17 protein-coding genes and 1 tRNA gene are annotated in these 22,706 nt (G+C 70.8%); 15 read left to right on the forward strand and 3 right to left on the reverse strand.

The window, feature by feature from the left end:
- The first annotated feature begins 77 nt into the window (after positions 1-77).
- From fdh to N865_RS15775, 4 genes are read left to right on the forward strand one after another with little or no spacing between them, the layout of a single operon-like run.
- Entirely contained in the window at positions 78-3,389 is a 3,312-nt protein-coding gene (gene fdh, locus N865_RS15760) for a formate dehydrogenase (RefSeq protein ID WP_245603796.1), read from the forward strand.
- Positions 3,386-4,420 (forward strand): 4Fe-4S dicluster domain-containing protein, encoded by a 1,035-nt coding sequence (locus N865_RS15765; RefSeq protein ID WP_034807938.1) that lies wholly within the window; start codon positions 3,386-3,388, stop codon positions 4,418-4,420. Before fdh ends, N865_RS15765 begins: the two co-directional genes overlap by 4 nt.
- A complete protein-coding gene (nrfD, locus tag N865_RS15770) occupies positions 4,417-5,523 on the forward strand; it encodes an NrfD/PsrC family molybdoenzyme membrane anchor subunit (RefSeq protein ID WP_034807940.1) in 1,107 nt (368 codons plus the stop codon). The genes N865_RS15765 and nrfD overlap by 4 nt, the downstream gene beginning before the upstream one ends.
- On the forward strand, positions 5,520-6,833 hold the full coding sequence (locus tag N865_RS15775) for an L-lactate MFS transporter (protein ID WP_034807942.1): 1,314 nt from the start codon (positions 5,520-5,522) through the stop codon (positions 6,831-6,833). The genes nrfD and N865_RS15775 overlap by 4 nt, the downstream gene beginning before the upstream one ends.
- Positions 6,834-6,907: 74 nt before the next feature.
- On the opposite strand, the gene selD is transcribed toward N865_RS15775, so the two are convergent.
- Positions 6,908-7,891, reverse strand: coding sequence for a selenide, water dikinase SelD (selD, locus tag N865_RS15780; RefSeq protein ID WP_034807944.1), 984 nt, complete (start codon positions 7,889-7,891; stop codon positions 6,908-6,910).
- A gap of 88 nt (positions 7,892-7,979) precedes the next feature.
- On the opposite strand from selD, the gene N865_RS15785 reads away from it, so the two are divergent.
- The 3 genes from N865_RS15785 to selB all read left to right on the forward strand — a co-directional run bounded on the left by N865_RS15785 (position 7,980) and on the right by selB (position 11,232).
- Positions 7,980-8,075: transfer RNA gene (locus tag N865_RS15785), tRNA-Sec, on the forward strand.
- 73 nt (positions 8,076-8,148) lie between these two features.
- A complete protein-coding gene (gene selA / locus N865_RS15790; RefSeq protein ID WP_245603797.1) occupies positions 8,149-9,453 on the forward strand; it encodes an L-seryl-tRNA(Sec) selenium transferase in 1,305 nt (434 codons plus the stop codon).
- 3 nt (positions 9,454-9,456) lie between these two features.
- The gene (selB, locus tag N865_RS15795) at positions 9,457-11,232 is read left to right on the forward strand and encodes a selenocysteine-specific translation elongation factor (RefSeq protein WP_034807945.1); all 1,776 of its coding nucleotides are present in this window, start codon (positions 9,457-9,459) and stop codon (positions 11,230-11,232) included.
- Here selB and N865_RS22805 read toward each other — a convergent pair.
- Positions 11,153-11,608 (reverse strand): hypothetical protein, encoded by a 456-nt coding sequence (locus tag N865_RS22805; RefSeq protein WP_157557731.1) that lies wholly within the window; start codon positions 11,606-11,608, stop codon positions 11,153-11,155. The two genes, selB and N865_RS22805, sit on opposite strands and share 80 nt — an antisense overlap.
- Before the next feature lie 266 nt (positions 11,609-11,874).
- On the opposite strand from N865_RS22805, the gene N865_RS15805 reads away from it, so the two are divergent.
- The 4 genes from N865_RS15805 to N865_RS15820 all read left to right on the forward strand — a co-directional run bounded on the left by N865_RS15805 (position 11,875) and on the right by N865_RS15820 (position 15,337).
- The gene (locus N865_RS15805) at positions 11,875-13,128 is read left to right on the forward strand and encodes a M48 family metallopeptidase (protein ID WP_034807947.1); all 1,254 of its coding nucleotides are present in this window, start codon (positions 11,875-11,877) and stop codon (positions 13,126-13,128) included.
- Between the two features lie 183 nt (positions 13,129-13,311).
- The gene (locus N865_RS15810; RefSeq protein WP_034807948.1) at positions 13,312-13,884 is read left to right on the forward strand and encodes a dihydrofolate reductase family protein; all 573 of its coding nucleotides are present in this window, start codon (positions 13,312-13,314) and stop codon (positions 13,882-13,884) included.
- 226 nt (positions 13,885-14,110) lie between these two features.
- Positions 14,111-14,842 (forward strand): hypothetical protein, encoded by a 732-nt coding sequence (locus N865_RS15815; protein ID WP_051510723.1) that lies wholly within the window; start codon positions 14,111-14,113, stop codon positions 14,840-14,842.
- A 117-nt stretch (positions 14,843-14,959) separates the two neighbouring features.
- Entirely contained in the window at positions 14,960-15,337 is a 378-nt protein-coding gene (locus N865_RS15820; protein WP_034807950.1) for a DUF1801 domain-containing protein, read from the forward strand.
- A 22-nt stretch (positions 15,338-15,359) separates the two neighbouring features.
- On the opposite strand, the gene N865_RS15825 is transcribed toward N865_RS15820, so the two are convergent.
- Complete coding sequence (locus tag N865_RS15825; protein ID WP_051510727.1) at positions 15,360-16,400, reverse strand: helix-turn-helix domain-containing protein; 1,041 nt, start codon at positions 16,398-16,400, stop codon at positions 15,360-15,362.
- A 376-nt stretch (positions 16,401-16,776) separates the two neighbouring features.
- On the opposite strand from N865_RS15825, the gene N865_RS15830 reads away from it, so the two are divergent.
- The 4 genes from N865_RS15830 to N865_RS15845 all read left to right on the forward strand — a co-directional run bounded on the left by N865_RS15830 (position 16,777) and on the right by N865_RS15845 (position 22,554).
- A complete protein-coding gene (locus N865_RS15830) occupies positions 16,777-20,421 on the forward strand; it encodes a S8 family peptidase (RefSeq protein WP_169735758.1) in 3,645 nt (1,214 codons plus the stop codon).
- Between the two features lie 394 nt (positions 20,422-20,815).
- Positions 20,816-21,226: a VOC family protein gene (locus N865_RS15835; protein WP_034807955.1), complete on the forward strand. Its 411-nt coding sequence runs from the start codon at positions 20,816-20,818 to the stop codon at positions 21,224-21,226.
- 1 nt (position 21,227) lies between these two features.
- Positions 21,228-21,854 (forward strand): VOC family protein, encoded by a 627-nt coding sequence (locus N865_RS15840; RefSeq protein WP_034807958.1) that lies wholly within the window; start codon positions 21,228-21,230, stop codon positions 21,852-21,854.
- A 238-nt stretch (positions 21,855-22,092) separates the two neighbouring features.
- Positions 22,093-22,554 (forward strand): helix-turn-helix transcriptional regulator, encoded by a 462-nt coding sequence (locus tag N865_RS15845; protein WP_051510729.1) that lies wholly within the window; start codon positions 22,093-22,095, stop codon positions 22,552-22,554.
- Positions 22,555-22,706: the final 152 nt, after the last annotated feature.

Consider the following 22,706-nt stretch of genomic DNA (forward strand, 5'->3'; position numbering starts at 1 on the left):
AGGTTCGCAAGTCCCCTCGTCGTGGTCCCGTGGACCATGCTGGTGTGAGTCACTTCTTCTCCGGGAAGGTGTCAGCGATGGACCCGAAGCAGACCTTCCTGTCCTGGCCGGTCGTCAGGCAGGTGCGCAGCGGCGACTTCCTCGGGCGCGGCCCGTCGGTGACCTCGAAGCGGACCCGCGAGCTCACGCCCCGCACCGTGACGGCCGACCGCGTCGTCCAGAGCGTCTGCCCCTACTGCGCCGTCGGCTGCGGTCAGCGGGTCTTCGTCAAGGACGAGCGCGTCGTGCAGATCGAGGGCGACCCCGACTCGCCCGTATCGCGAGGGCGGCTCTGCCCCAAGGGGTCCGCGAGCGAGCAGCTCGTCAACAGCCCCGGCCGCCAGCGCAAGGCGCTCTACCGCCGACCCGGCGCCGCCGACTGGGAGCCGATCGAGCTGTCTAAGGCCGTCGAGATGATCGCCCAGCGCTTCGTCGACACCCGTCGGCGCACGTGGCAGGACCACGACGAGCACGGACGTCCGCTGCGCCGCACCATGGCCATCGCGTCCCTCGGCGGAGCGACGCTGGACAACGAGGAGAACTACCTCATCAAGAAGCTCTTCACCGCCGCAGGCGCGATCCAGATCGAGAACCAGGCCCGTATTTGACACTCCTCCACGGTCCCCAGTCTGGGGTCCTCGTTCGGGCGCGGCGGCGCCACGCAGTTCGTGCAGGACCTGTCCAACGCCGACTGCATCGTCATCCAGGGATCCAACATGGCCGAGTGCCATCCGGTCGCCTACCAGTGGGTGATGGAGGCGCGGCTCAAGGGCGCCAGGGTCATCCACATCGACCCGCGCTTCACGCGGACGTCCGCCACCGCCGACAAGCACATCCCGATCCGCGCCGGCAGTGACGTCGTGCTGCTCGGCGCGCTCATCAACCACATCATCAGCAACGAGCTGTACTTCAAGGAGTACGTCGTCGCGTACACCAACGCCGCGACCCTCGTCAGCCCGGAGTTCCAGGACACCGAGGACCTCGACGGTCTCTTCTCGGGCTACGACGACGAGAAGGGCAGCTACAAGCAGGACACGTGGGCCTACGCCAGCGCCGACGGCGAGGGCGACGAGTCACCCGGCACCATCGGGGGGCCGGCGGCCGTGCACGAGCACGGCCAGACCGAGTCCGAGCGATCTGCCGGCGAGCAGCACGGTTCCGGCGGACCGGCCCTCGAGCACGCCCGCGTCCTGCGGGACGAGACGCTCCAGGACCCGAACACCGTCTTCCAGATCCTCAAGCGGCACTACTCCCGGTACACCCCGGAGATGGTCGCCGACGCCTGCGGCATCTCCGTCGACGACTTCCACTACCTCGCGGAGGCCGTCACCGAGAACAGCGGGCGGGAGCGGACCACCGCCTTCGTCTACGCCGTCGGCTGGACCCAGCACACCCTCGGCGCCCAGTTCATCCGCACGGCGGCGATCGTGCAGCTGCTCCTCGGCAACATGGGCCGCCCGGGCGGCGGCATCATGGCGCTGCGCGGCCACGCGAGCATCCAGGGCTCGACCGACATCCCGACGCTCTACAACCTCCTCCCGGGCTACCTCGCGATGCCGGTGGCCGGCCTGCACGACACCTGGGAGGCATACCTCGGCGCGATCGCCAACAAGGAGCAGAAGGGCTTCTGGGCCAACGCCGACACGTATGCCGTGAGCCTGCTCAAGGCGTGGTGGGGCAAGGCTGCGACAGCCGAGAACAACTGGCGCTTCGACTACCTGCCGCGCCTTTCCGGAGCTCACGGCACCTACCAGACGACGATGGCGATGCTCGACGGCGAGGTCGAGGGGTACTTCCTCCTCGGGCAGAACCCGGCCGTCGGGTCCGCCCACGGCCGGATGCAGCGCCGCGCCATGTCGCACCTCAAGTGGCTCGTCGTACGCGACTTCAACATGATCGAGTCCGCGACCTTCTGGAAGGACGGCCCGGAGATCGTCTCGGGCGAGCTCGTCACCGAGGACATCGAGACCGAGGTCTTCTTCCTCCCGGCTGCCGCACACACCGAGAAGAGTGGTTCGTTCACGCAGACCCAGCGGATGCTCCAGTGGCACCACCAGGCGGTGCAGCCTCCGGGCGACTGCCAGAGCGAGCTCCAGTTCTTCTACGAGCTCGGTCGCCGGGTGCGCGAGCTGCTCGCCGACTCGACCGACGAGCGCGACCGCCCGCTCCTCGACCTCACGTGGGACTACCCCACCGACGGGCACGGTGAGCCGGACGCCGAGGCGGTCCTGGCCGAGATCAACGGCCGCCACCTCACCGGCGACAAGGCGGGCCAGCCCCTGTCGTCCTACACCGAGATGAAGGCCGACGGCTCCACCGAGGGTGGCTGCTGGATCTACACCGGTGTCTATGCCGACGGCGTCAACCATGCGGCGAACCGCAAGCCGGGCCGCGAGCAGGATCTCACCGCGCTCGAGTGGGGCTGGGCGTGGCCTGCCAACCGCCGCATCCTCTACAACCGCGCCTCGGCAGACCCCGACGGCAAGCCGTGGAGCGAGCGCAAGAAGTACGTCTGGTGGGACGAGGAGCAGGGCAGGTGGACCGGGCACGACGTGCCGGACTTCGTGCCCGACAAGGCGCCCACCTACCGCCCCGAGCCCGGCACCGGTGGCCCGGCAGGACTGGCTGGCGACGACCCGTTCGTCATGCAGGCCGACGGCAAGGGCTGGCTCTTCACGCCCAAGGGGATGCTCGACGGGCCGCTCCCGACGCACTACGAGCCGCAGGAGTCGCCCGTCCGCAACCCGCTCTACGGGCAGCAGTCCAACCCGGCCCGGAAGGTGTTCCCGCGCAAGGACAACCTGTGGAGCCCCTCGGGAGGTGAGCGCGGTTCGGAGGTCTACCCGTTCGTCTTCACGACCTACCGCCTCACCGAGCACCACACGGCCGGAGGCATGAGCCGGTGGCTCCCGTACCTTGCCGAGCTCCAGCCGGAGTTCTTCTGCGAGGTCTCGCCGGAGCTGGCTGCCGAGCGCGGCCTCGAGAACGGCGGCTGGGCCACGATCGTCTCGGCCCGCACTGCCATCGAGGCCCGGGTCCTCGTGACCGAGCGGATGACGCCCTTGGTGGTCGGCGGTCACACGATCCACCAGGTCGGGCTGCCGTACCACTGGGGTGTCGGCAAGGAGGCCCTCGTGTCGGGCGACGCGGCCAACGACCTCCTCGGCGTGGCGCTCGACCCCAACGTCCAGATCCAGGAGTCGAAGGCGGGCTCGTGCGACATCGTGGCCGGGCGTCGGCCGCAGGGAGAGGCGCTGCTCCGGCTCGTCGAGGAGTACCAGTCGCGGGCCGGGTCGACCGTGATGACGGGCAACGTCCTCGTCACCCCGCCTGAGGAGGAGAGCCGATGAGCTTCTGGAGGAACCAGCTCTCGGGGCCGACCGACCCGGTGGCCGACGCCGCGTGGGAGGCGCCGCCGCCACGGAAGGGCTTCTTCACCGACACCTCGATCTGCATCGGGTGCAAGGCCTGCGAGGTGGCCTGCAAGGAGTGGAACGCGATCCCCGAGGACGGCCTCAGCCTCCTCGGCACGTCCTACGACAACACCGGATCCCTCGGTGCGAGCACGTGGCGTCACGTGGCCTTCATCGAGCAGTCGGGTGAGCGCATCGCGCAGGCCCGCGAGTCGGGGCGGCGACTCGTCGACCTCGGTATGCCGGCCGTCGGGCTCCCCGACACCGCGCCGGCTCCCGCGCTGGCGGGTTCCAACGGGCACGGCGCGGCCGGCCCGGGGGCGATGACCGACGGCGACGCCGTCGCCCTGGCGAGCGAGGCGGCTGCTGCCGGAACGGTCCCCGACTTCCGCTGGCTCATGTCGTCGGACGTCTGCAAGCACTGCACCCATGCGGCGTGCCTCGACGTGTGCCCGACCGGCGCTCTCTTCCGCACCGAGTTCGGGACCGTCGTCGTCCAGGACGACGTGTGCAACGGCTGCGGCTACTGCGTGGCGGCGTGCCCGTTCGGCGTGATCGAGCGGCGCGATGGCGATGCCACCGTCAAGAACTCCGGGATCGCCCAGAAGTGCACGCTCTGCTACGACCGACTCGGCGCCGGCCAGACCCCGGCGTGCGCGCAGGCCTGCCCGACGACCTCGATCAGGTTCGGCGACCTCGACGAGCTGCGCGAGGTCGCCCAGCAACGGGTCGACACGCTCCACGCCAACGGCTACACCGAGGCCCGCCTCTACGGCGCGGACCCCACCGATGGTGTCGGGGGCACCGGGTCGGTCTTCCTGCTCCTCGACGAGCCGGAGGTCTACGGCTTGCCCCCGGACCCGAAGGTGACCACCGCCGACCTGCCCGACATGTTCCGCAAGGCGGGGATCGCCGGCCTGACGATGCTCGGCATGGCCGCCGCCGCATTCCTGGGGAGACGCAGATGACGACGAACCCGCTCGACGCCGACCGCCCGCCGGAGCTGCCTCGCAGTGGCCGTCGCGGGGGCGGCGGGGATGTCCGCCGGCGGCGTCGCGACGAGTCGATCATGGTCCCGGACGCCGAGTTCCAGAGCTATTACGGTCACCAGGTCGTCAAGCCCGCTCCGTGGAAGAAGGAGATCCCCTCCTACCTCTTCCTCGGCGGTGTCGCCGCCGGCTCGGCCCTCATCGGCGCCGGGGGTGCAGCGGCCGGGCTGTCGAGCCTGCGGCGGATCGGACGGGTCACGGCCGTCGGGGCGGCAGCCCTCGGTGGGGCCGCGCTCGCCAAGGACCTCGGCAAGCCGAGCCGGGCCCTCAACATGATGCGCACGGTCAAGCTGACCTCGCCCATGTCGGTGGGCTCCTGGATCCTCACGGCGTTCAGCGGCTTCGCCGGCACGGCGCTCGCAGCCGAGGTCGGGCGGAGCGTGCTCGACCGCGACTCCTTCCTCGCCAAGCTCCTGCGCGTCGTGGAGCCGCCGGCCACCGTCGGGTCGGCCCTCTTCGCGCCGCCGCTCGCCGCATACACCGCTGTGCTGCTGAGCGACACCGCCAGCCCGACCTGGCACGAGTCCTACCGCGAGCTGCCCTTCGTTTTCGTCAGCTCGGCCAACGCGGCGGCGTCCGGCCTGGCCCTGCTCGCGGCGCCCACGGCCGAGAACGGTCCCGCGCGGAAGCTCGCTGCGGTGAGCGCTGCGGCCGAGGTCGTGGCCTTCGAGCGGATGCAGCGCACGCTCGGCCCGACGCTCTCCGCGCCGCTCCACGAGGGCAGGGCGGGCGCCTTGCTCAGGGTGAGCAAGCTCCTGACGGTCGGAGGTGCGGTGGGTGCCGTCCTCTTCGGGCACAAGCGCACCGGAGCGGCCCTGAGCGGCCTTGCGCTCCTGGCGGGTTCGGCCTGCACCCGGTTCGGCGTCTTCGAAGCCGGGATCGAGTCCGCCAAGGACCCGCGCCAGACCGTCGAGCCGCAGAAGCAGCGGCTCGAGGGGCGCCGCGCCGCGGGCGCGTCGGGGGGCTCCATCACCACCAGCCGGTCCACTGATATGCCGGCTCTCCAGGGAGGTTCGACATGAGCGATACCCGCCGCAGCGTGGCACCCGACGCGACCGGCGACGCGGGACCAACCGGCAACCGCTGGTTGATCCTGGGGTGCGCCATCCTCGTCCAGCTGTCCATCGGGTCGGTCTACGCGTGGAGCGTGTTCGCCAAGGCGCTGCAAAGCAAGGAGGCGTTCGGCTGGTCGAAGACGGAGGCCGCGATCCCGTTCAGCGTGGTCATCGGAATGATCTTCGTCGGGAGCTTCGTCGGCGGGCGGATCCAGGACGCCCGCGGTCCGCGGACCGTCGCGATGGTCGGCGGCATCATCTACAGCATCGGGGTCATCCTCGCCTCGTTCGCGAGAACTGACTCCTCCCTCTGGCTCCTCGCCCTCGGCTACGGCGTCATCGGCGGCTTCGGCCTCGGCATGGTCTACATCGTGCCGATCGCCATGCTGCAGAAGTGGTTCCCCGATCGCCCGGGCCTCATCACCGGCATCGCGGTCGCAGGTTTCGGGTTCGGCGCCGTCATCACCGCACCGGTGGGGCAGGCCCTCATCGACCAGACCCCGAGCGTGCCGACGAAGGCCTTCCTCTGGCTCGGCATCGCCTATCTCGTGGCGCTGCTCGTCGGCACGTCGGTCTTCCGCAACCCGCCGGCGGGCTACGGAGCCGTCGCGTCGCCCTCGACCGCGACGCGCGATGCGACGGCAGACGAGCCGGTCGCGAGCGCCGACTTCACCGCGAACGAGGCCCTTCACACGAGGCAGTGGTACCTCCTGACGGGCATCCTCACCATGAGCGTCACGGCCGGCATCTCGCTCATCGCGGTCGCGGCCGGCACCGCCACGGACGTGGCTGGCTACTCCAAGACCGCCGCCGCCACCCTCGTGGGCCTCCTTGCCGTCTTCAACGGCGGAGGCCGGATCCTCTGGGGCTGGCTGTCCGACCTCATCGGCAAGATGCCCGCCTTCCTCGGGATCCTCGGGATCCAGGGGGTGTGCCTCCTGCTCATCCCGCACGCGTCCAACGCCGTGTTGTTCGCGGTGCTCGCAGCCCTCGTCTACACCTGCTACGGCGGTGGGTTCGGCACGATGCCCTCCACGGCCGGGACGTTCTTCGGGGTGAAGAACGTCGGGGCCATCTACGGCCTGATGCTGATCGGCTGGAGCATCGGGGGCATCGTCGGCCCGATCCTCATCGCCTCGCTGATCGGCGACCAGAAGGCGTACACGCTCGGGTTCACCGTCATCGGCATCATCACGCTCGTGTCCCTCCTCCTCCCGATCGTCACCAAGGCACCCAGTCCGCGCGCTCGGGTGGCGGAGACCGCCGCGCGCGCCTGAGCCGGCGCGCCACCTCTCGAGCCCGCAGCGCCTGCCCCACCCGTCGGGCAGGGGCTGCGCTCTGTGGGCTGCCGTCAGTGCACGAGGACCGTGCTCGCCTCGCGCGGCACGAACTCCCCGACGACCGTCGCACCGGGGATCTCGCCCGCGACGAGCAGACCGCCGCTCGTCTGGGCATCGGCGAGCAGGATCAGCTCGTCCTCGTCCACGCGCGCCTCGAGGTGTGGTCGCACCCAGGCGAGGTTGCGGCGGCTCCCGCCCGGGACGAACCCCTGCGCGAGCGAGGACCTGGCCCCGTCCAGGTACGGAACCGCTGCAGAGTCGACGGCGGCGGTGACGCCGGAGGCCCGCGCCATCTTGTAGAGGTGGCCGAGCAGCCCGAACCCCGTCACGTCGGTCGCGGCCCGGACCCCGGCCGCAAGCGCCGCGGCAGCCGCGGTGTCGTTGAGGCTCGCCATGGACTCGACGGCATGGTCGAAGACCTCGCCCGTCGCCTTGTGCCGGTTGTTGAGCACGCCGACTCCGAGCGGCTTGGTCAGGCTGATCGGCAGGCCGGCCCGGGCGGCGTCGTTGCGCAGCAGGCGATCCGGGTCGCCGAGGCCGGTCACGGCCATCCCGTACTTCGGCTCGGGGTCGTCGATGCTGTGGCCGCCGGCGACGAGGCACGAGGCCTGTCGCGCCACGTCCATCCCCCCGCGCAGGACCTCCTGCGCCAGCTCGCGTGGCAGCACCTCGCGCGGCCACCCGAGGAGGTTGACCGCGACGACCGGCCGCCCGCCCATGGCGTAGATGTCGGAGAGGGCGTTGGCGGCGGCGATGCGGCCCCAGTCGTACGGGTCGTCGACGACCGGCGTGAAGAAGTCGGCCGTCGCGAGGACCGCGAGACCGTCCTGGATCCGGACCGCCGCGGCGTCGTCGCCGTCGTCGAGCCCGACGAGCAGGTCGGGGGAGACGACGCCCGTCAGCCCGCGGACCATCTCCTCGAGCTCACCGGGCGGGATCTTGCAGGCGCACCCTCCGCCGTGGGCGAGCTGGGTGAGCCGGGGCGCGTCAGGCATGGCTCGACTGTATGCCGCTCAGCCTCGTGACGTGCCCGCGCGGGCGCCCGGCGTTGTCAGTCACCCCCCGCCGGGTACGTTGGGCCCTGGAGGTGTCTGGGCTCCTGGTGGTCCCCCCGGTCTTCAAAACCGGTGAGACCGAGCATCTCGGTCTGGCGGGTTCGATTCCCGTCCACCTCCGCCACACGTGGCTCGTGCATCGCGACGAAGGACCCGGGGACGGACCCGGCGGACCGTGGACGGAGGAGGCGGACGAGGTGACCGACGAGGTGCCCGACCAGGACGCTCGCCGCCGGATCCCGCGCACCGACGCGCTCCTCGCCCTCCCGGCGCTCGTCGAGGCGGCGACCCGCCATGGCGAGCGGGTCGTCCGGGCCGCCGTCACCGAGGCCCAGCAGCAGGCGCGCGATGGCCGGATCACCCCGGAGGAGGTCCCCGCAGCGGCCGAGGCCGCGCTGCCCCGCCGGCCCACGAGCCTGCGGGCGGTCATCAACGCGACGGGGGTCGTCGTCCACACCAACATCGGGCGGGCCCCCTTGTCAGCAGGGGCGATCGAGGCGCTCTCGCTCGCCGCCGGCTACGTCGACGTGGAGTACGACGCCGAAACCGGCGCCCGGGCTCGCCGCGGCCGCGGCACGATCGCGGCCCTGCTCGACGCCGTCCCCGCTGCAGGGGGTGCCCTCGTCGTCAACAACGGCGCGGCGGCACTCGTCCTCGCCACGACCGCGCTCGCCGCCGGGCGCGAGGTCGTCGTGAGCCGCGGGGAGATGGTCGAGATCGGCGACGGGTTCCGCCTCCCCGACCTCATCGAGTCGACCGGTGCCCGGCTCCGGGAGGTCGGGACGACCAACCGGACCACCCTCGCCGACTACCGGGCCGCCGTCGGCCCTGAGACCGGGTGCATCCTCAAGGTCCACCCGAGCAACTTCCGCGTCGAGGGCTTCACCTCGTCGGTCGGCGTCGCGGAGCTGTCGACGCTGGGCCGGCCGGTCGTCATGGACATCGGCAGCGGGCTGCTCCACCCCGACCCGCTCCTGCCCGTCGAGCCGGACGCCACGACGGCCCTGACCGACGGGGCGACGATCGTGACGGCGAGCGGCGACAAGCTCCTCGGCGGCCCGCAGGCGGGCATCATCCTCGGCGAGGCCGCCACGGTCGAGCGGCTCAGGAGGCACCCTCTCGCCCGGGCGCTCCGGGTCGACAAGCTCACGCTGGCCGCGCTGGAGGCGACGGTCCGCGGCCCACGGACGCCGGTCACGGCATACCTCCACGCCGACCCCGCCGAGGCGCGACGGCGCACGGAGGCGCTGGCGGCAGCTCTGGGGCGCAAGGTCGTCGACGTGGTCGGCCGCGTCGGCGGCGGGGGTGCACCGGGTCTCGAGCTCCCGGGCTGCGCGGTCGAGCTGCCCGAGCGGTGTGCCGCCGGTCTCCGGCGCGGGGACCCGTGCGTCGTCGCGAGGGTCGAGCGCGGCCGCTGTCTCGTCGACCTCCGCTGCGTCCCACCCGAGCAGGACGACCGGCTCGAGGCAGCGATCCGGGCCGCCCTGGCCGACGGGATCTGACCGGTGCACGTCGTCGCCACCGCGGGCCACGTCGACCACGGCAAGTCGGCCCTCGTCCGCGCCCTGACCGGCATCGAGCCCGACCGTTGGGAGCAGGAGCGTCGGCGCGGCATGACCATCGACCTCGGCTACGCCTGGACGACTCTCGACTCCGGTGAGGAGCTCGCCTTCGTCGACGTGCCCGGCCACCAGCGCTTCATCGGCAACATGCTGGCCGGACTCGGGCCCGCCCCAGCCGTCGTCTTCGTCGTGGCGGCCGACGAGGGGTGGCGCCGGCAGTCGACAGAGCACCTGGCCGCGGTCGACGCGCTGGGCATCGAGCACGGCCTGCTCGTCGTCACGCGCAGCGACCTCGCCGATCCGGCCGCGGCCCTGGACGACGCGGGGGAGCGGCTCGCGGGTTCGAGCCTCGGCCGGTGCGAGGCGGTGGCGGTCTCGGCGAGGACGGGGGACGGCATACCCCTGCTGCGCGCCGCTCTCGACCGTCTCGTCGCGCGGCTGCCCCGGCCGGCGACGGACGGTCGCCTGAGGCTGTGGGTCGACCGCGCGTTCACGATCCGGGGCAGCGGCACCGTCGTCACCGGCACCCTCGGCGAGGGGACCATCCGGGTCGGTGACCATCTCGAGGTCGCAGGCCGCTCGGTGACGGTCCGCGGGCTCCAGTCCCTCGAGCGGGCTCGTGACACCGTGCCCGCGGTCGCGCGCGTGGCCGTCAACCTTCGCGGCATCGGGACGGACGAGGTCGCCCGGGGCGACGTGCTGCTGAGCCCGGGCGCGTGGGTCCCCACCGCGACCGTGGACGTGCGCCTCGGTATGCCGCAGAGCGCGCTGCCCACGCACGCGATGGTCCACGTCGGCACCGTCGCGGTCGAGGCCCGCGTTCGCCCGCTCTCGGGAGACGCGGCCCGGCTCACCCTGCGCGAACCGCTGCCCCTCCGTGCGGGGGACCGGGCCATCCTCAGGGACCCCGGGGCCCAGCGGGTGCTCTCCGGGGTTCTCGTCGTGGACACGGACCCGCCCGTCCTGCGGCGCAGGGGCGCGGCAGCGCGGCGGGGGGAGGAGCTCGGCACGTACACCGGCGGTCCGGACCTCGTGCACGAGGTCGACCGACGCGGTGCGATGCGGGTCGCCGAGGCTCGAGGGCTGGGGATCGATGTCGACGAAAAGCTGAGCGCCACAAGCCAGTTCATCGGTCGTCACGGCGACTGGCTGGTCAACCGAACCACGTGGGCGGGTTGGGGCGAGGCTCTCGTCGGCGCCCTGCGACGGCGCGCAGCCGACGACCCGCTCGACCCCACGCTGACCCTCGAGGCGGCACGAGCCGTTGCGGGCATCCCCGACCGCGACCTCGTGGCGGAGGTCGCCACGTCCGCTGGTGCAGAGGTCCTGGCCGGCCGCGTCGGGCTCGTCGGCGTGACGCCCTCGCTCGGTGACCGAGCGGAAGCAGGTCTGCAGGCGATCGAGGCACGGCTCGCGGTGGAGCCGTTCGCGGCGCCGGAGGCGCGCGAGCTCGAGGCGGCCGGGCTGGGTCCGCGCGAGATCGCCGCCGCTGCGCGCCTCGGGCGGGTCCTCCGGCTGCCCGATGACGTCCTGCTCCTGCCCAAGGCCCCGGCCCTCGCCATGCGCACGCTTGCCGCGCTGCCTCAGCCGTTCACGACGAGCGATGCCCGGCAGGCGCTCGGCTCCACCCGTCGGGTCGTCATCCCGCTGCTCGAGCACCTGGATGCGCGGGGCTGGACGCGGCGGCTCGACGGCTCTCACCGCGAGGTCCGGCGGTAGGCCTGTCGGCTGTCGTCCCCGTCGGACCTTTCGAGGAGCGCCAACCGATGAGGAGGCACAACGCCGCCAGCGGGATCTCGATGACGGCCGCGCTGAGGAGCGCGCCGGCATACGCCCAGCCCGGCTGGCTGAGGGTGACGTCGAACCACGCGTCGACGAGGAACACCATCGCCGTCATCGGCGCCACCTGGGCCACGGCGGCCGCCCGTAGCCGCATCAACACCGTCGTGGCGAGCAGCCCGACGACCTCGAGGATGTCGAGGCCGATCCAGCTGACGTCCCAATGTCGCACCGTCGCAGAGGTGCCCAGCGTGGCGCCCAGGACGGCGATCCAGCCCACCAGGAGAGCCGCGCAGGCCGCAAGGACCCAGGGCACCCGGTGTGCGTCAATCAGGCTTCTCGCTCGCATAAGAGCACGGTAGGAACAGGCCCGCTCCATCGGGAATCAGGTACGCCACGGATCCGTCCCTGAGTGGACTCGCCGACGTGTCGGGATCACTGCGCCCGGAACCGGGATCCCACGTCGTCCTGGGCGGATACTGCGGGCATGACCACCGACCGCGGCTGCCCTCGTGCCCATCGACCTGGGAGATCCGTGGCGCGCGAGGGATTCCCGAACGGCAAGGTCAGGGAGGGGCGGGCGTGACCCCGACGTGGTGGGCCCTGGCGGCGCTCGGCGCGCTCGGTGTCGCGCTGACCGTCGCGGCGATCGTGCTGGTGCCCTGGCGGGGGCCCACCCCGACCCGCGCCGAGTGCTCGGCGGTGCTGCGTGACCTGCCGGCCGGCATGGTCGCGAGAGGTCGGGCACTGCACGCCGCGCTGCGCCCCAGCTCCTACGGCTCTCTGCTGCTCGGCCTGGTGGTGCCTTTGCTGCTCGGGCTCACCCCGGCCGGCGCCCGGATCGTCGGCTGGGTGGCCCAGCCGTTCGGCGGGCACTGGCTCGCCGAGGCCGTGTTCGGCGGCCTGGTCGTCCTCATGATGGTGTGGGTGGTGTCCCTGCCGTTCAGTGCGTGGCGCCACACCGTGCTGCGCGACTATGGGCTGTCCACCCAGGGCTGGGGCGGGTGGGCGGTCGACCTGCTCAAGGGCGGCGCAGTCGGCGCGGTGACCGGGGCTGTGGTGCTCGCCGGGTTCTACACCCTGACCCATCTCGCACCGGTCTGGTGGTGGGCCTTCGGAGCCGTGGGTGCCGCAGGCCTCGTGGTGCTGCTGTCCTTCGTCTTCCCCGTCCTCGTCGAGCCGGTGTTCAACAGGTTCACGGGCATGCAGCCGGGGCCACTGCGTGACGAGCTCGTCAGGATGGCGGCACGGGACGGCATACAGGTGGGGGAGGTCCTGGTCGCGGACGCGTCGCGGCGGACCGCCGGGCTCAACGCCTACGTGTCCGGCTTCGGCGCCACCCGGCGGGTCGTGGTCTACGACACCCTGGTCCGCGAAGCGCGTCCGGGTGAGGTGCGCAGTGTCGTTGCGCACGAGCTGGGCCACGCGAAGGACCGCGACCCGGAGGTGGGCACGCTGCTCGGGGCGATCGGCGCCGCGGCCGCCGTCGTGGGGCTCTACCTGGTCGGGCAGTGGGATGCCCTGCTCCACCGGGCCGGGGTCGACTCGATCGGCTCACCGAGCGCGATCGGGCTGGTGCTCGCGGTGATGGCGGTGGTGGGCCTCGTCAGCAGCCCTGCGCAGAACGTCGTCTCTCGTCGGGTCGAGGCCCGTGCCGACCAGCATGCGCTCCGGCTGACCGGCGACCCGGCCGAGTTCGCCGCGATGCAGCTGCGCCTGGCCGAGGTCAACATCGCCGACGTCCAGCCGCCCCGGATCGAGTACGTCCTGTTCGCCACGCACCCCGACACCGTGGAACGCCTGGCCGCGGCTCGGCAGCCGGCGGCCAGCCCCTGACCGGGCCGGGCCACGTCGCCTCGGGCCGCCAGCGGGACGGCCCCCTACCACCACTCCGAACTGCGAGGACGGTACGCAGTTGCCTAAAGGCTCGACGACTGCCGCCTCAGCGCGACGATGGGATGCGTTGGGACGGCCCTGCTGACCCATCGACAACTGCCTCAACTCCAAAGGACACCTCACATGCGTTCCCTTATCAGTACCGCCTTCATCTCGGTCGACGGCGTCGTGGAGGCCCCCGGCGGGGAGCCGGGATACCGCAACTCGGGTTGGACGTTCAAAGACGTCGACTTCCTGCCCGAGGCCTATGACATCAAGGGCCGAGAGCAGCAGGACGCCACTGCGATGCTGCTCGGCCGGGTCAGCTACCAGGCGTTCAGCCCCGTGTGGCCGACCATGGAGGAGTTCGCCGACTACAACGTGATGCCCAAGTACGTGGTCTCGACCACCCTCGCCGAGGACGACCTGGTGTCGAACTGGGGCGAGACGACCGTTCTGCGCTCGCTCGACGACGTCGCCGCCCTGAAGGAGACCGACGGCGGCCCGATCATCGTCCATGGCAGCGCGTCGCTGACGCAGGGCCTGTCCGACGCCGGCCTGATCGATCGGTACCACCTGCTCGTCTTCCCGCTGCTGCTCGGTGCAGGCAAGCGACTGTTCAGCGCCAGCGACAAAGACGCACGGAAGCTCCGACTGGTCGAGCACGAGGCCTACGCCAACGGAGTCCAGCTGAACGTCTTCGACGTCGTCCACTGACGGAACGCGGGCTCCTGGTCTCCCCCCCGGCGAGGTCGAGAGTTCCACGGGCCGAGGGCTGGACCCCGGCCTCGACCTCGACAACGGCGGCAGGTCCCGACAAGGGGATCCGCATGCCCTCTGTCGTCGGGTGTGACGTTTCGACGAACGTTCAGACTGTCGAATCTCCAGCCTATATGGTGGCCAGCGGGAGAAGGAGACTCGAATGCCACGATCTCGACCGGCCATGGGCGGCGCACTGGCGGGCCTCCCTGTGGCACTGCTCTTGCTGGCGGGCTGCGGGACGTCGTCGCCGGGCGCGGCATCGGCCACGTCTTCCGAATCGGCCGCATCATCCACATCGGCGGCCGCGACCGCGCTCGCGGGTGCAGCCTGGCTCGATGCCGGTCATGGCGTCGCTGTCGTGAGCATGGGCAGTTCGACCTGCGTCCCCCAGGCCGGGCACATCACGGCGAGCGGACAGACCGTCACGGTCGCTTTCACGGAGCCGACGGCCACGACGCCGTGCACCTCGGACTTCGGGCCGCGGGCGTCGTACGTTCCGTTGCCCTCCGGCGTGGATGTGACCAAGGCTGTCCAGATCGTCGGCACCGGTGCGCTCGGGGGCACCCTCACGCTCAGCGCGCTCTCCGCCGCGCCGGCCCCCGCCGGTGAGAACACCCCGAGCGCCGGATGGGTGGAGACATCGCCACAAGCCTCGGACGTCCCCCAGGGCAGCTTCGCGTTCGTCACCTGGGGATCGTCGACCTGCCCGCCCACCGTGGGGTCCGTCTCCTCCAAGAGCGCAGGGACGTTGACCGTCACGTTCGCTGCGCCCAAGACAGCGGCTTGCACGATGGACATGGCACCCCGCGTCGGTCTGACGGTGGCGCCCGCCACGGTCACCGCCAGTGACGTCAGGGTGTCGTTCCTGGGCGCCCACGTCACCGGGACGACCACGATGCTCGGAACGCGCTGACCTCAGTCGGCGGGGTTCAAGAAGCTCGCACTGTTGGATATCTTCAGCTGACCTTCGGGCGGGACCTCTGGAGAGATCTGGTTGCGACGTGGCATGCGGCAGGAACGGAGTCATGTGATGGGACACGCCAACGAGGAAGTCGATGCCATCATCCGCATCGCGGATGACTGGCGAGGTGAGATGTTGTCACAACTCCGCCGGATCGTTCTGGCCGCCGGCCCGGCCATCGACGAGGACGTGAAGTGGAAGAAGCCCTCGAGGCCGGAGGGAGTTCCGGTGTGGTCCTCCAACGGCATCATCTGTATCGGCGAGATGCTGAAGAACGCCGTGAGGCTGACGTTCCCGAAGGGCGCCTACCTGGACGACCCGACGAAGCTTTTCAACGCTCGCCTGAACAGCAAGAGCGTCCGCGCCATCGACTTCCCCGAGGATGGGGACCTGCCAGAGGCCGACGTGCGGGCACTGGTTGCCGAGGCGCTGGCCCTGAACGGCTGACGACGGCGTTCGTGTCGACGCTCTAGCTCCCTACGCCCGGGGTGCCTTTGCTGTCCAGGGGCCGACGGGTCACCCAACCGCGCTCGGACGCCTCCCAGCCCAGCTGCATACGGGACGTGGACCCGGTGTAGTCCATGAGCGCGCGAAGCCGGCGTTGCACGGTCCGTCCGCTCATCCCCAGCTGCTTGCCCACGGCGTCATCGGTGAGCCCGCTCAGCACGAGGGACAGCAGCGCGACGTCGAGCGCGTCCGGTCCGGCAGCAGAACCATCGACGAGCCCGCCTTGGGCGTCGGGGACGACGGGGATGCCGGACGACCAGACCGACTCGAACAGCGTCACCAGCGACTGGACGAGGCTCCGAGCCCGGATGACGACGGCGGCCGCGTCGTAGCCGCGGACTGAGAGCGGCGCCATGGCCACAGTGCCGTCCGTCACGAGCAGCTTGGTGGGGACGCGTTCGACTGCGCGCAAGAGAACGCTGGCGCCGAGGGCCTCGCGCGCCTCGGCCACGGTGGCCTCGTCCTCGAAGGCCGCTCGCTCCATGACGACACGGAACGTCACCCCACGATGGAGCGCCTGCTCCTCGGCCCGGTTGTCCTCGGGGTTCACGGCGACCGGACTGGCGTCGACAAAGGCGCAGACCTCTTCCCGCGCGCTGAGCTCCAGCTGCAGGAAACGGGCGCCGACGGCTTCGGTCCCCAGGACGACCTCGACGAGGTCGCCGACGTCAGCATGGTGGAGGTCGCGGCGGAAGATCTCGGTGAGCCGAGCCACTGACGTCTCTGCGAGGGACAGTGCATGCTGCCTGGTGTTGAGGAGTCCGCGCAGCGCGACGTCCGGGGCCGTGGGGAACCAACGGGGAGCGTCGCGGCCGATCGTTGCCACCTCGACGAGTCCCAGGTCGCGCAGCGAGGCGAGACTCCGGTCGACCGCCCCCACGGGCCGCCCCCATCGGTTCGCGAGCGCCTCCGCGGTTCCCCCACCCTCGACGACGAGGGAGTGGTAGTCGCGCTCCTGCACCTCCGTCAGGCCGATGGCGCTGAGATCGACCTCCAGGGCCACGGGCCACTCCCTTTCCACACCGGTCCACCGCGGGGCGCCGGGCACCGGGTTGTCGAGAACACGACATGTCGATTCTCCGCCCGTCGGGACGGCTTACGCGAGCCGACCCCGGTTGACATCCTGCTTGCTAGCTCCGGGCCTCGCACCTCAGGCCGGCAGCGCCCGTGGACGGTCCCTTCCACGCCATCCCCCACCCCGGGGCCCTCTCCCCGGGTGTCTTCCTGGAGGTCCAATGCGCCGCACATGGCGTCGCTCCACCTTCGCGTCCGCTGGCGCTCTCGCCATCGCCGCGACCGCACTAGCCCCCTCAGTCATCGGAGCCTCGACCGCCTCCGCGGCCGACACTGCGAAGCCCATCGTCGGGTCGGCCGCCGCAGTGCAGACCCAGCGTTCGGCAACCGTCACGCTCATCACGGGCGACAAGGTCCGGGTCACCCGCACGACCGACGGCCAGCCCGTCGCCGAGGTCCTGCCGGGCGCTGACGGCAACGTCGGCGAGTACCAGACGCTCCGCGACGGAGACAACCTGTACGTCTTCCCGGCGTCGACCGCCCAGGCCTTCGCCGCGGGCATCGTCGACAAGGAGCTGTTCAACGTGACCGGCCTGGTCGCGCAGGGCGTCGACGACGCCCACTCGGACTCGATCCGGGTCATCGCCCAGTACGACAAGGACAGCCGCACCGTCTCCGACACGACCCCCGCGCCGCCCGGCGCCGGCGAGACCACCGCTCTCGACTCGGTCAACTCGCTGGCGTATGCCGTGGACAAGTCGGACGCCCAGGCTGCCTGGGCAGACCTGACCGACGCGGTCTCGGCCGCCGGCAGCGGCCTGGCCAAGCTGTGGCTCGACCGTCCCGTGCGCGCCACGATGGCGGACTCGACCGCGCAGATCGGCGCCCCGGCGGCCTGGCAGGCCGGCCTCGACGGCGAGGGCAGCACGGTGGCCGTGCTCGACACCGGTGTCGATGCGGACCACCCCGACCTCGCGGGCCGGATCAAGGACAAGAGGGACTTCACCCGTTCCCCGAACGGGACGAACGACCTCGTCGGCCACGGCACCCACGTGGCGTCGACGATCGCCGGCACGGGAGCTGCGAGCGGCGGCAAGGAGCGCGGCGTGGCCTCGGGTGCCAAGCTGCTCATCGGCAAGGTCCTCGGTGACTCCGGGTCCGGGTTCGACTCGGACATCATCGCCGGCATGCAGTGGGCCGTGGACAACAAGGCCGACGTCGTCTCCATGAGCCTCGGCGCCCCGACGCCCGCGACGGCCTGCGACGACCCGATCGCCCAGGCCGTCAACACGCTGTCGGCCTCCAGCAACAGCCTGTTCGTCATCGCGGCGGGCAACATGGGCTCCGGCCAGAACACGGTCTCCAGCCCGGGCTGCGCCACCTCGGCCCTCACCGTCGGCGCGGTCGACTCGACAGACGCGACGGCCTACTTCTCGAGCCGCGGCCCGGTCAGCACCAGCCACCTCACCAAGCCCGAGATCGCCGCACCCGGCGTCGACATCCTCGCTGCCAACGCCGGCGGACGGGGCCTGTACGCGTACCGGACGATGTCCGGCACCTCGATGGCGACCCCGCACGTCGCCGGCGCGGCGGCCATCGCCAAGGAGGAGAACCCGTCCCTCACCGGTGCCCAGCTCAAGCAGCTTCTCACCTCGTCGGCCGACCCGACCGTGGCCGGAGGCGCACAGGAGGTCGGCGCCGGCCGCCTCGACGTCGCGCGGATGCTCTCCCAGACCGTCGTGGGCCAGTCGACCGTCTACGGCGGTGCCTTCGACTACCCGCAGACGCACGCGTACGCCCCCAGCACGCTCAGGTACACCAACCGCGGCAACGCGGCCATCGACCTGCGCCTGTCCGTCGAGAAGGTCCTCGGCAACGACAACCGCCCGATCAACACGCCGCTCATCCGGACCCCGCAGCACGTCGTCGTCCCGGCGCACGGCACCGCGGACATCCCGATCACGGTGCAGCTCGGGGCGAACATCCCCGACAGCGCACTCGGTGACATCACCGCCCGGATCCTCGCGACCGGTGGCAACCAGCGGGTCTCGACCGCGTTCAACCTCTACGCCACCGCCCCCGCGGTGACGGTCAAGGTGTCCGTCATCGACCGCAACGGCAACCCCGCCACGGGCTCGTCGTCGATCGCCATGGTCAACACCGACACCTCGAAGGGCGACAACCGAACCATCGGCGGCAAGGAGCAGACCTACACCCTCCGCCCGGGCAGGTACTTCCTCAGCTCGTTCGTGACCACGCCCACGCCGGGTACGGCCGCGAACAGCAGGGCGGCGGCACAGTCGATGACCTACCTGGCCCGTCCGGAGGTGACGATCGACAAGGACACGACGATCGTCCTCGACGCCCGCCAGGCGTACCCGCTCACGGTCTCGACCGAGCAGCGCAGCGAGCTCCGTACGACGGTGATGACCTTCGAGCGGCTGTGGCCCACGAACCGGTACTACGCCGGGTCCATTGGGGCCACCGCCGGCACCAAGCAGTTCTTTGCTCAGGTCGACGGCAAGGTGGCCAAGGGCGACGGCTCGTTCGAGTTCGGTGACTACAGCCGGCTGGTCGCGCCCCCCGTCTCCTCGATGACGACCTCCGGCGGGTTGGCCCTGCACCCGCTGTCGGCCAAGCTCGGCCTGGGCAACCTCAATGGCGACGGTTCCGCCGACGTGGTCTCGGTCGGGGCCGGCACCACGACCGACTTCAAGAACGTCGTCGTCACGGGCAAGGTCGCGGTGGCCCACGTCGCGATCGGTGCCAGCGACTTCTCGATTGCCTCTCTCGCCAAGACCGGCGGCGCCAAGGCGCTGCTGCTCTACCGCGACGACCCCGGCACGTGGCTCGCGACGTCCAGCTCCACGTCCGCCGCTCAGGTGCCGACCTACACCCTTCCCAGTGGTGAGGGTGCTGCGCTTGCCGCCGAGCTCGCGGCCGGTCCGTCCACCCTCACGTGGTCGGCGCAGAGCAAGACGCCGTACGCCTACACGCTCGGCTTCTACAACGACGGCCAGCTCGTCACTGCCCAGAAGCACGACGTGACCGATGCATCACTCGGCCACATCAACGCGAGCTACGCGAGCATGGGTGTCGCGACCGACATGCTCGAGCAGACCGCGGTCCAGCGCCCGAGCACCGTGGCCTTCTCGCTGGGCGCCGACTGGATGGCCACGCCGAGCAGCCGGACCGAGTACTTCCCAGCCGACGACGGCAGCCAGTGGTACAAGGCGATCCAGTCGAGCTTCGGTTTCGCTGAGGTCATGGCCGACAAGTGGCGCACGTTCACCCCGGGCCAGGAGGTCAACGACGCGTGGTACGGCGGGTCCCTCGCCCCGGCCCTGCGCACCGATGGCAACGGCAAGCCGCAGATGATCGGCGAGCGTCAGGGCACCCTCATCGGTGTTGCCCCGATGGTCTGGGGCGACAGCGCGGACCACTATGCCGACCAGGGCAGCTTTGGCGACCTGGGCAACCTCACGCTCAAGCGCGACGGGGTCCAGATCGGGTCGAGCCTTGACCCGTTCGGCGTGTTCAGCGTCCCGTCGGACGACGCCAGGTATGACCTGACGCTGCACGTGGAGAAGGCCACCAGCTCGAACTTCCGGTACTGGAAGCGATCGGCAGCGACCGACACCACGTGGTCGTTCCGCTCGCACGAGGAGCCCGACGTGTACAGCCGCGCGCTGCCGATGCTCATGCCGCGCCTCGACCTGCCGGCCGACGGCCTCAAGACGGTCGCGGCAGGGTCGATCACGATTCCGGCCCGCGTCCAGGTCAACCCCGGCTACGATTCCGGCGCCATCGTCGCGGCGAAGGTGTGGACGTCGACCGACAACGGAACGACGTGGGTTCAAGGCACGACGGACCTCACCTCCACCGGTGCGAACCTCGTCGTGGACCACACCGGTCAGTCCGGCAAGCAGGTCAGCCTGCGGGTCGAGCTCACCGACGCCAACGGAGCCACGGTGCTGCAGACCATCACGCGCGCCTACGACGTGCGCTGACCATCGGTTGATCGTGAACCCGCCAGGTCGGGAGTTCGGACCTCCAGAAGACGTCGTGATGGCCAAGGGGTGATGGCAAGCAGGTCACGAACCCATCGGAGGTGTTCGGACGGCACGCCGGCGAGCGAACCGAAACCGGAGGGTCGCGACCGGCCCGGCCCCACCTGACGAGTCGGACCGGTCAGCAGGTGCCCGGGACCACAGTGTGGTCCCGGGCACCTGTCCGTGCGGTGGATGATGCCGGCGGGCCCTGCTGTCGTGGAGTCCCACGGCGGGTGGCACTCCAGCGTCGGGAGTTCCACCCGACCGTCCGATCCGGTCGGGTGGAAGAGGACGCGAGATGGGTCAGGAATCGAGAAGCACAGGTCAAGCGCGCACGCTTATCGTCAGCGCCATGAACCTCACCATTCACACCAGTTTTCTGCCGCACACCGACCCGGAGGAATCCCTGACGTTCTACCGAGACGTGCTCGGCTTCGAGGTCCGCAGCGATGTGGGTAGCGGCACGATGCGCTGGATCACGGTCGGTCCGCCCGAGCAGCCCGGAACCTCCATCCTGCTGGCGCCCCCCGCCGTCGACCCCGGCATCAACGAGGATGAGCGGCGCGTCATCACCGAGATGATGGCCAAGGGCACCTATGGCTGGATCTTGCTCGCCGCCAAGAATCTCGACGAGACCTTCGACCGGCTGCAGGCCGGCGACGCCGAGGTCGTGCAGGAGCCGACCGAGCAGCCGTACGGGATCCGCGACTGCGCGTTCCGCGACCCCGCCGGCAACCTGATCCGGATCCAGGAGGTGCGCTGAGATGGCCGCCATCGAGGGCGTCACGCTGCAGGTTCCCGACCCCAAAGCCGCGGACGTGTTCTACGCCAACGCATTCGAGCTCGGCCCACGGGTAGCCGTGTGCGCCTCGGACGAACCGACGACCGGCTTCCGTGGTTTCACGATGTCGCTCGTGGTGTCCCAACCGAGCACCGTCGACAGCCTGATCGGCACGGCCCTCGAGGCCGGTGCCACGACGCTGAAGCCGGCCAAGAAGGGCTTCTGGGGCTACGGCGGCGTGGTGCAGGCCCCGGACGGCACGATCTGGAAGGTCGCCACCTCGACGAAGAAGGACATCGGCCCGTTCACCCGACAGGTCGACGACATCGTGCTCCTGCTTGGAGTGGCGAACGTGAAAGCGAGCAAGCAGTTCTACGTCGACCACGGCCTGGCCGTGGCGAAGAGCTTCGGCAGCAAGTACGTCGAGTTCGAGGCCCCAGCGTCAGCCGTCAAACTGGCGCTCTACGGCAGGCGCGCGGCGGCCAAGGACGCTGGCGTCTCCCCAGAGGGCAGCGGGTCACACCGGATCGTCATCGGCAGCGACGCCGCCTCCTTCACCGACCCCGACGGGTTCGCATGGGAGGCCGCTCGGGTGCAAGACCGTTTGTGAACCTGGGGCCTCAATGGAACGGAGGCCCGGCAGCGAGCCTCCTCGCACGGGGCGCCGAGTCTCCCACCCGCCCGCAGACCAGACCTGCGACCACCTTCGTTGCGCTCCTGGGCCGCGGGCGCTCGTCGCCTCGCCGACCTTGTCCCCATCGGCAGGCAGTTCTTGGCCGCCGTCATCCCGACGGATGTGTTCTCGTCACGGCAACAGGAGATGTCTGATGTGTGTGGACTCCCATCGGATGCGCGCCGTCCTCGTGCAGCAGCGGACACCCGCCCGGGAACGGCAGCCCATCAGCTTGCGGGACCTTTCGCAGCTGCGCCGCGTTCGTGACCGGATCGACCGGGAGCACGCGCAGCCGCTTGACGTCGAGGCACTCGCCCGCGGCGTGGACATGCCCGCCGGGCAGCTGAGCCGTGCGTTCCGGGCCGCCTATGGCGAGTCGCCCTACTCCTATCTGATGACCCGGCGCATCGAGCGAGCAATGGCTCTGCTGCGGCGGGGCGACCTCAGCGTGACCGAGGTCTGTTCTGCGGTGGGCTGCTCCTCGCTCGGCACCTTCAGCACCCGCTTCAGCGAGCTGGTCGGCGTGCCACCGAGTCTCTACCGGCGCGAAGCGGCGCGCGAGACGACGGGGATGCCCTCGTGCGTGACCACACAGGCAACCCGGCCGACCAGGAATCGTGGCGCACAGGTTGCGTGACGCGGACAATTAGAGGCGGGAAACGAGAATCCATAGCCACTCCGGATCGTCCCTCAGGCACGGCAAAGGCCCTCTGCCTGTGATTGGCAGAGGGCCTTTGACCTGCAGAAACGCTGGTCGGGGTGACAGTGTCTGATTCCACGACATAGTTG

This window comes from Intrasporangium oryzae NRRL B-24470, assembly GCF_000576595.1.
In the GTDB taxonomy this organism is placed as follows: domain Bacteria; phylum Actinomycetota; class Actinomycetes; order Actinomycetales; family Dermatophilaceae; genus Intrasporangium_C; species Intrasporangium_C oryzae.

Coding starts and splice junctions, on each gene's coding strand:
- N865_RS15765 (WP_034807938.1), top strand. CDS start 3,386: ATGAGCTTCTGGAGGAACCAGCTCTCGGGGCCGACCGACCCGGTGGCC.
- nrfD (WP_034807940.1), top strand. CDS start 4,417: ATGACGACGAACCCGCTCGACGCCGACCGCCCGCCGGAGCTGCCTCGC.
- N865_RS15775 (WP_034807942.1), top strand. CDS start 5,520: ATGAGCGATACCCGCCGCAGCGTGGCACCCGACGCGACCGGCGACGCG.
- selD (WP_034807944.1), bottom strand. CDS start 7,891: ATGCCTGACGCGCCCCGGCTCACCCAGCTCGCCCACGGCGGAGGGTGC.
- N865_RS15810 (WP_034807948.1), top strand. CDS start 13,312: ATGCGTTCCCTTATCAGTACCGCCTTCATCTCGGTCGACGGCGTCGTG.
- N865_RS15815 (WP_051510723.1), top strand. CDS start 14,111: ATGGGCGGCGCACTGGCGGGCCTCCCTGTGGCACTGCTCTTGCTGGCG.
- N865_RS15820 (WP_034807950.1), top strand. CDS start 14,960: ATGGGACACGCCAACGAGGAAGTCGATGCCATCATCCGCATCGCGGAT.
- N865_RS15835 (WP_034807955.1), top strand. CDS start 20,816: ATGAACCTCACCATTCACACCAGTTTTCTGCCGCACACCGACCCGGAG.
- N865_RS15840 (WP_034807958.1), top strand. CDS start 21,228: ATGGCCGCCATCGAGGGCGTCACGCTGCAGGTTCCCGACCCCAAAGCC.
- N865_RS15845 (WP_051510729.1), top strand. CDS start 22,093: ATGCGCGCCGTCCTCGTGCAGCAGCGGACACCCGCCCGGGAACGGCAG.